This window comes from Vibrio genomosp. F10 str. 9ZD137 (genome assembly GCF_049974785.1).
Taxonomy (GTDB): Bacteria; Pseudomonadota; Gammaproteobacteria; order Enterobacterales; family Vibrionaceae; genus Vibrio.
Genome location: NZ_JBNGCJ010000262.1, coordinates 1 through 7,715, shown reverse-complemented (window position 1 = coordinate 7,715; position 7,715 = coordinate 1). Strand labels below are relative to the sequence as shown.

Genomic DNA, 7,715 nt, shown 5'->3' with positions numbered 1-7,715 from the left:
AATGATGACAAGAGAATTAGTGGCGGAAGTGACGCATGCCCGTAAATATCATCGCCATGCCGTGTTCGTCTGCTGCTGCGATAACTTCGTCATCACGCATAGAGCCGCCTGGTTGGATAACACACTTGATGCCAGCTTCTGCTGCCGCGTCGATACCGTCACGGAATGGGAAGAACGCGTCCGATGCCATTACACAACCTTCAACCTGTAGACCTTCGTCTGCCGCTTTGATGCCTGCGATTTTCGCAGAGTAAACGCGGCTCATTTGGCCAGCGCCGACACCAATTGTCATGTCGCCTTTCGAGTAAACGATAGCGTTAGATTTAACGTATTTCGCTACTTTCCAGCAGAATAGGGCATCTTTTAGCTCTTCAGCTGTAGGTTGGCGCTTAGAAACCACTTTAAGGTCATCTTCAGACACCATGCCTTGGTCGCGGTCTTGAACTAGCAAACCACCGTTAACGCGTTTAACGTCAAAGCCGGTTGTCTTCGTTGTCCACTCACCACACTCAAGTAGGCGAAGGTTTTTCTTAGCCGCTACGATTTCTACTGCTTCAGCAGAAACTGATGGTGCAATGATAACTTCAACGAATTGACGCTCTGTGATAGCCGTTGCTGTTGCAGCGTCTAGCTCACGGTTGAAAGCAATGATGCCGCCAAATGCAGACGTTGGGTCTGTTTTGAATGCACGGTCGTAAGCTTCTAGAATGTCTTCACCTAGTGCAACACCACATGGGTTAGCGTGCTTAACGATCACACAGGCTGGCTGGTCGAACTCTTTCACACACTCAAGTGCTGCGTCAGTGTCAGCGATGTTGTTGTAAGAAAGTGCTTTCCCTTGAATTTGACGAGCTGTAGAAACAGATGCTTCTTCAGGGTTTGCTTCAACGTAGAATGCTGCTGCTTGGTGGTTGTTCTCACCGTAGCGCATGTCTTGCTTTTTCTCGAACTGTTGGTTGAACGTGCGAGGGAATTTGCTTTCTTCATCAGCCTTCTTACCTTCTTCATCAAGTAAAGAGGCACCGTAAGATGGAACCATAGTGCCGAAGTAGTTAGCGATCATGCCGTCATAAGAAGCGGTGTGTTCGAATGCTGCGATAGCGAGGTCGAAGCGAGTCTCTAGTGTTAGAGATTTATCGTTCGCGTCCATTTCAGTGACAACGCGCTTGTAGTCGTGTGCGTTAACAACAATAGTGACGTCTTTGTGGTTTTTAGCAGCAGAGCGAACCATTGTTGGACCGCCGATGTCGATGTTCTCAACAGCGTCAGCAAGGGTACAACCTTCTTTAGCAACGGTTTCTGCGAATGGGTAGAGGTTTACAACAACCATATCGATAGGGTTGATACCGTGAGTTTCCATCACGTCATCATCTTGGCCACGACGACCTAGAACACCACCATGAACTTTTGGGTGCAGAGTCTTAACACGGCCATCCATCATTTCTGGGAAACCAGTGTAGTCAGATACTTCTGTAACAGAGATGCCTTTTTCAGCAAGCAGGCGAGCAGTGCCACCGGTAGATAAGATATCTACACCACGGTTAGCAAGAGCTTGTGCAAATTCAACGATACCAGTTTTGTCTGATACGCTGATGAGAGCGCGGCGAATTGGACGAGCGTTAGTCATGCTTCCATCTTCCTCAAATTCATGGGGTTAAAATAAAGATATTTGCCAAAAAAGAACTTGTTTCTATCTTCTTAGCGTGGATTATCTTAGATACCAGTAAGAGATAAAATATTGGCCAGTTTTGGTAAAGACCTTTTGGGGTCGTCTTATGATTAAGCAATAAGATAACCAACTCCAAATTTGATGGCGCAGATTCTAACTAATTTATTACAAAAAAGCTCGCGCAATCGTTTGGCATCTCAAAATTAATTATGAAAAGTGCTATTTCAGCCTGAAAAGTAACGATAAGGTTAATTGTGGAACGGACAAAGGAGTAGGGGGAAACATGTTTCAGATCGGTGAATTAGCTAAAAAATGCCAAGTAAGTACAGATACCTTGCGTTTCTATGAGAAAAATAGGCTCATAAAACCCGCGGGGAGAAGCGAGGCTGGTTATCGTCTATATAACGAAAATAACCAGCAACAGGTGAACTTTATTCTAAAGGCAAAGGAGTTAGGGCTCAGTTTGGATGAAATTAAAGAACTCCTAGACATTAAATTAGAGCCAACCGTGCACAGTTGTGCTGAAGTAAAATCGATTACCTCGGCAAAGTTAGCGCTTATCGATGATAAGATTCACGAACTTACCCATATCCGAGCAGCGCTTAAAAAAATGAATGATGCGTGTTGTGGGCATATTGATGATAATGCGAGCCACTGTTCGATATTGGGCGCATTAGCCAGTGAAAATACCAAGTGCCGTTAGTGGATAACTAGGAGGCTCTGAGAATCTTAACGTTTAGACTATTCTTCGTTGTTATTTTCGGCAAACTTGAGTGATAAATGGTGACTTGATCACGTCCGGTTTGCTTGGAGTAGTACATGGCTTTATCGGCTTCAATTAACAAGTCTCTTACTGTTGATTGAACGTGCTGTTTTTCTGTAATACCGATACTTACTGTCATATAAATAATATGTTCATCGACATGACAAGGGGTTTGCGAGATGGCTTCACGAATATTTTCGGCGATCTCATACGCTTCAATGGCACTTTTCCCTTTTATTAATATACAAAACTCTTCACCTCCAAGTCGGCCAATTTTACTGTTGGGTGGAAGGTTACTTTGGCATATTTTTGCTACTTGAACGATCGCATTATCGCCAGAGAGATGCCCTACCTTATCGTTTATCTCTTTGAAGTGATCGATGTCGACCATAAGGCATGATAGTGCCACCTCCGAAGACTGCATGGCTTGCTCTAACTCAATGAAGAACGCTCGTCGATTTAACGTGTTAGTTAGCTCATCTGTTTCAGAAAGGCGTTTAAGCTCAGTTTGGTATAGATACTCTTGGGTGATATCGTTTTGTTTCCAGATCACAACCCATTCACCATTTGGTGATTCTATTGGTGTGAGGTGTGCTTTGATCCAACGTTCTCCACTTTCCTCGAGTGTATCAAGCTCTTCTATTGATAGCTGCAACTGCTGACATGGGCTGATGGCGTACTGCAGGCTTTGTGTTGTTCTGGTTGAGATTGCGAGCGCTATCGCTTGTTGAAGTTGATCGGCAACCTGAGGTGGAACGAGATCGGATAGCCCTTTGGAGTGTGCGTGTTTGGAGTGAAAATCCTCAATGACCTCACCGGCTTGAGTGACGATACTGTGACGATCAGGTAGCTCTCTGAGGATCAGATAAAGCCATTCTTCTCGTTGCATATCAATCATATAGGCAGCCTGACTGTGAAGTTTATTGATCATTATATCGCCTAATTTATCCATGGCAATCGTAAACGCTCACACATTGATTAATCTTTGTAAGTTATTGTACTTATTTAGTTTGACTGGATTGCTATGAAGGGATGCTGTACGTGAACGATCAGAATATGACGTCGAACTGGGTTACTGCGGTAAGGTTGGTGGGTCGAGTTAAAGGACTTGGAGTTGTGTTGTCAGTCCCTATAACGAACCCTAAAAGTCAAAAACAAAAAAGGGCTAGCAATCATTGCTAACCCATATAGTTATAAAAAATAATCAGCAATTAGTTCATGCCGTATTTTTTAAGTTTTTTGCGAAGAGTTCCGCGGTTGATACCCATCATAGTTGCTGCACGAGTTTGGTTACCACGTGTGTACTGCATGATAGTATCGAGTAATGGCTGTTCAACTTCAGCTAGTACTAACTCATATAGTTCAGTGACTTCTTGGCCATTTAATTGCGCAAGATAGTTTTTAAGAGATGCTTTAACTGAATCACGCAGTGGTTTTTGCGCAATTTGATCTTGTGAAGTAACGGTAGTAACTGTTAAAGCTTCTGAAGTTATATTTTGTTCGAACATATTCGGTCTAGCTCTTCTCATTAATTATGATGCAACGTTATCAAAATAACCCTCTAATGCATCAAGTTGCAGCGGAGCTGCATCGATAGCATTGAAGGTACGGCGAAACTCACTTGCTTGTTCATGTGACTTTAAGTACCACCCGACATGCTTACGAGCAATTCGAGGGCCTAAAAACTCACCATAAAAATCATGGAGAGCGTTCACATGTCCAAGCAGTATGTCTTTTACTTCCTCTGAAGGAAGGGCAGGCATTGTGGTGCCGTTTTCCAAATAGTGTTGGATTTCCTGAAAAATCCATGGACGACCTTGTGCAGGGCGACCAATCATTAAAGCGTCCGCTCCAGTGTACTCTAGAACAAACTTTGCTTTCTCTGGGCTATCGATATCACCATTAGCAATGACCGGTATCGAGATCGCTTGTTTTGCCGCTTTAATGTGTTCATATTCTGCCTCGCCTTTGTACATACATGCCCGAGTTCTCCCATGGAGCGCTAGTGCTTGTATCCCGCAGTCTTCGGCTAATTTCGCTATATGGACACAGTTACGATTCTCTGTATCCCAGCCTGTCCGGGTTTTTAGTGTCACAGGAACATCTACAGCATTAACAACGGCGGTTAGAATCTCTTTAATGAGTTCTGGATGCTGTAGTAATGCTGATCCGGCAAGCTTCTTGTTCACTTTTTTTGCTGGACAACCCATATTGATATCGATGATTTGCGCACCGTTTTCAACATTAAACTGAGCAGCTTCTGCCATAAGCTGTGGATCTGCACCTGCAATTTGCACTGAGCGAATACCAGATTCACCTTCGTGCACCATGCGTTGCATAGACTTAGACGTTTTCCACAGTTTTGGGTTTGACGACATCATTTCACTGACGGCCATTCCCGCACCATAACGTAGGCATAACTCTCGAAAAGGTCTATCGGTTACTCCAGCCATAGGCGCAACAATTAGATTATTCTTGAGTTGATGATTTCCTAGTTTCAAAACGTCTTCACAGTTATACGGCAGCAAGGGCGCGCATTTTACGCATTTTTTTGCTGCGTGAAAAGACTAATATTTGAGCATTTACAAATTGTTTGTGTAAACTGTATAAATTTCAATCAATTAAGCGTAAAAAGTCTTTGTCAGGCGCGTTTTGAACCGGAAATACGGCACCATTCACTGATTTCTTTGATTGGATCGATGTGAAATTCGTCTTGGTAGTAAGTCGCGACATCTTCAGCTTGCGTGTCCAGCACGCCAGACATAGCTAAAGCACCATTAGGCTTAACTAGGCCCTTAATGATCGGTGAAAGCTCACGAAGAGGCGCAGCAAGAATATTGGCGACGACAACATCTGCGACAAAGCCTTCAGGTTGATCTTGAGGCAGGTAGACCTCAAGCTGATCTTCAACACCATTACGTTGGGCATTGTCTTTAGAAGCAACCAGCGCTTGTGGATCGATGTCGATACCGACTACTTTCTTCGCGCCTAGTTTGATGGCGGCAATGGCCAAAATCCCTGATCCACAACCAAAATCAATGACCGTCTTCCCGGTTAAATCTAGGCCTTCAAGCCATTCTAGGCATAAGGCTGTCGTTGGGTGTGTTCCTGTCCCAAAGGCAAGGCCGGGATCAAGCATAACGTTGACTGCTTTAGGATCGGGTACCTCTTTCCAGCTTGGGCAAATCCATAATCGCTCACCAAACTTCATTGGGTGGAAGTTATCCATCCACTCTCGCTCCCAGTCTTTATCTTCTAGCTGCTCAATTTTGTATGCGAATCCTTCGTCTAGCAGCTGACTCAATTTGATTTGCTTTAGAATGAACGTTGTATCGTCTTCAGCATCGAAGAGTGCGAGAACATCGATATCACCCCAAAGGCGGGTTTCCCCCGGTAATGGCTCAAAAATGGGGGTGTCGCGAGCATCTAAAAAAGTCACTGATAAAGCACCGGCTTCCTCCATTAGCATATCGCTAATGGCTTCGGCATTGTCTTTGGTTGCGTTAAGTTTGATTTGAATCCATGGCATGTGTATGTGCTCTTAGAAAGATGGAGATAGTGGAATGGCGCAGAGTTTAGCAGAAATTTGTCGGTTTTATAGCCATAAACAAAAATGCTCACCGAAGTGAGCATTTTAACTGTGCCAGCGATTTAGCTGTGCTTGGGGTAAATAACCAAGGTTATTTATCTTGAGCCAAGAGCAGAAGCTTATTGAAGGCCGAGCTTTTTCTCAAGATAGTGGATGTTTGCGCCACCATGTTGGAAGTTCTCGTCGTTCATGATCGACTCTTGCAGCGTTACGTTCACCTTAATACCTTCGATGATCATCTCGCTCAGCGCATTTTTCATGCGAGCAATGGCAACATCACGGTTCTCACCAAAGGTGATCAGTTTACCAATCATTGAATCGTAATGAGGCGGCACCGTGTAACCTGTGTAAATATGCGATTCCCAACGAACACCCATACCACCTGGAGCATGGAAGCGTGTGATCTTACCTGGTGAAGGTAGGAAACGCTCAGGATCTTCAGCATTGATACGGCACTCGATAGCGTGACCACGAAGCTTAATATCATCTTGAGTAAATGACAGAGGCTGCCCAGCTGCAACGCGAAGTTGCTCTTTGATCAGATCAACACCAGTCACCATCTCTGTTACTGGGTGCTCAACTTGAATACGCGTGTTCATTTCGATGAAATAGAACTCCCCGTTTTCGTATAGAAATTCGAACGTACCAGCGCCGCGGTAACCGATTTCAAGACATGCTCGTGTACAACGTTCACCAATGTACTTACGCATTTCTTCTGTAATACCTGGAGCAGGGGCTTCTTCAACGACTTTCTGGTGACGACGTTGCATTGAACAGTCACGCTCGCCGAGGTGAATAGCGCCACCTTGACCATCAGCAATAATCTGAACTTCAACGTGACGAGGGTTTTCTAGGAATTTCTCCATATAAACCACATCGTTATTGAAACACGCTTTCGCTTCTGCACGAGTCATTGCAATCGCTTCTACAAGTTCAGCGTCACTTCGTACCACTCGCATACCGCGACCACCACCGCCGCCAGAGGCTTTGATGATGACTGGGAAACCAATGCGTTTTGCGTGTGCTTTGTTCTTTGCATCATCATCATCCAATGGACCATCCGAGCCTGGAACACAAGGAACGCCTGCTTTTTTCATTGCGGTGATAGCAGAAACTTTGTCACCCATGATGCGAATCGTTTCCGCTTTAGGACCAACAAAGATGAATCCGCTTCGCTCAACTTGCTCAGCAAAATCAGCGTTCTCAGATAAGAAACCGTAGCCAGGGTGAATCGCTACTGCTCCTGTTACTTCTGCGGCTGAAATAATACGAGGAATGTTTAAGTAGCTGTCAATACCACGAGCAGGACCTATACATACCGTTTCATCAGCAAGAAGAACGTGCTTTAGGTCGCGATCAGCGGTTGAGTGAACCGCTACGGTCTTAATGCCTAATTCTTTACATGCGCGAAGGATTCGAAGTGCAATTTCACCTCGGTTCGCGATGACTAATTTATCTAACATGAGAGACTGCCTCTATTATTCGATAACAACAAGTGCTTGGTCGAATTCAACCGGTTGGCCATCTTCAACTAGGATCGCAGTAACTACACCAGATGTGTCAGCTTCGATTTGGTTCATCATTTTCATTGCTTCAACGATACAGATCGTATCGCCAGCGTTAACTTGTTGGCCAACTTTCACAAATGGTTTCGCATCAGGGCTTGGAGCGCCATAGAGATCGGAAGAGCGGTT

8 protein-coding genes are annotated in these 7,715 nt (G+C 44.6%); 1 reads left to right on the top strand and 7 read right to left on the bottom strand.

Annotated features, from left to right (window positions below; translation table 11 throughout):
* Positions 1 to 16 precede the first annotated feature (16 nt).
* On the bottom strand, positions 17 to 1,627 hold the full coding sequence (purH, locus tag ACP45E_RS04340; protein ID WP_017037168.1) for a bifunctional phosphoribosylaminoimidazolecarboxamide formyltransferase/IMP cyclohydrolase: 1,611 nt from the start codon (positions 1,625 to 1,627) through the stop codon (positions 17 to 19).
* 325 nt (positions 1,628 to 1,952) lie between these two features.
* Here purH and zntR point away from each other — a divergent pair, with 325 nt between their 5' ends.
* Positions 1,953 to 2,372: a Zn(2+)-responsive transcriptional regulator gene (zntR, locus tag ACP45E_RS04335; RefSeq protein ID WP_017037167.1), complete on the top strand. Its 420-nt coding sequence runs from the start codon at positions 1,953 to 1,955 to the stop codon at positions 2,370 to 2,372.
* A gap of 7 nt (positions 2,373 to 2,379) precedes the next feature.
* On the opposite strand, the gene ACP45E_RS04330 is transcribed toward zntR, so the two are convergent.
* From ACP45E_RS04330 to ACP45E_RS04305, 6 genes are all read right to left on the bottom strand, one after another.
* Positions 2,380 to 3,363, bottom strand: a complete 984-nt coding sequence (locus ACP45E_RS04330; RefSeq protein WP_017037166.1) for a GGDEF domain-containing protein — start codon at positions 3,361 to 3,363, stop codon at positions 2,380 to 2,382.
* A 280-nt stretch (positions 3,364 to 3,643) separates the two neighbouring features.
* Positions 3,644 to 3,940 (bottom strand): DNA-binding transcriptional regulator Fis, encoded by a 297-nt coding sequence (gene fis / locus ACP45E_RS04325; RefSeq protein WP_017035697.1) that lies wholly within the window; start codon positions 3,938 to 3,940, stop codon positions 3,644 to 3,646.
* A 24-nt stretch (positions 3,941 to 3,964) separates the two neighbouring features.
* Positions 3,965 to 4,933 (bottom strand): tRNA dihydrouridine synthase DusB, encoded by a 969-nt coding sequence (gene dusB / locus ACP45E_RS04320; protein WP_038125769.1) that lies wholly within the window; start codon positions 4,931 to 4,933, stop codon positions 3,965 to 3,967.
* Between the two features lie 140 nt (positions 4,934 to 5,073).
* Positions 5,074 to 5,961 (bottom strand): 50S ribosomal protein L11 methyltransferase, encoded by an 888-nt coding sequence (gene prmA / locus ACP45E_RS04315; RefSeq protein WP_017037165.1) that lies wholly within the window; start codon positions 5,959 to 5,961, stop codon positions 5,074 to 5,076.
* Positions 5,962 to 6,140: 179 nt separating this feature from the next.
* On the bottom strand, positions 6,141 to 7,484 hold the full coding sequence (gene accC, locus ACP45E_RS04310; RefSeq protein ID WP_017035700.1) for an acetyl-CoA carboxylase biotin carboxylase subunit: 1,344 nt from the start codon (positions 7,482 to 7,484) through the stop codon (positions 6,141 to 6,143).
* A 15-nt stretch (positions 7,485 to 7,499) separates the two neighbouring features.
* Positions 7,500 to 7,715, bottom strand: a 216-nt coding sequence (locus ACP45E_RS04305; protein WP_141707220.1) for an acetyl-CoA carboxylase biotin carboxyl carrier protein, incomplete at its 5' end; no start/stop codon positions are given.

Coding starts and splice junctions, on each gene's coding strand:
- prmA (WP_017037165.1), bottom strand. CDS start 5,961: ATGCCATGGATTCAAATCAAACTTAACGCAACCAAAGACAATGCCGAA.
- ACP45E_RS04330 (WP_017037166.1), bottom strand. CDS start 3,363: ATGATCAATAAACTTCACAGTCAGGCTGCCTATATGATTGATATGCAA.
- fis (WP_017035697.1), bottom strand. CDS start 3,940: ATGTTCGAACAAAATATAACTTCAGAAGCTTTAACAGTTACTACCGTT.
- accC (WP_017035700.1), bottom strand. CDS start 7,484: ATGTTAGATAAATTAGTCATCGCGAACCGAGGTGAAATTGCACTTCGA.
- purH (WP_017037168.1), bottom strand. CDS start 1,627: ATGACTAACGCTCGTCCAATTCGCCGCGCTCTCATCAGCGTATCAGAC.
- zntR (WP_017037167.1), top strand. CDS start 1,953: ATGTTTCAGATCGGTGAATTAGCTAAAAAATGCCAAGTAAGTACAGAT.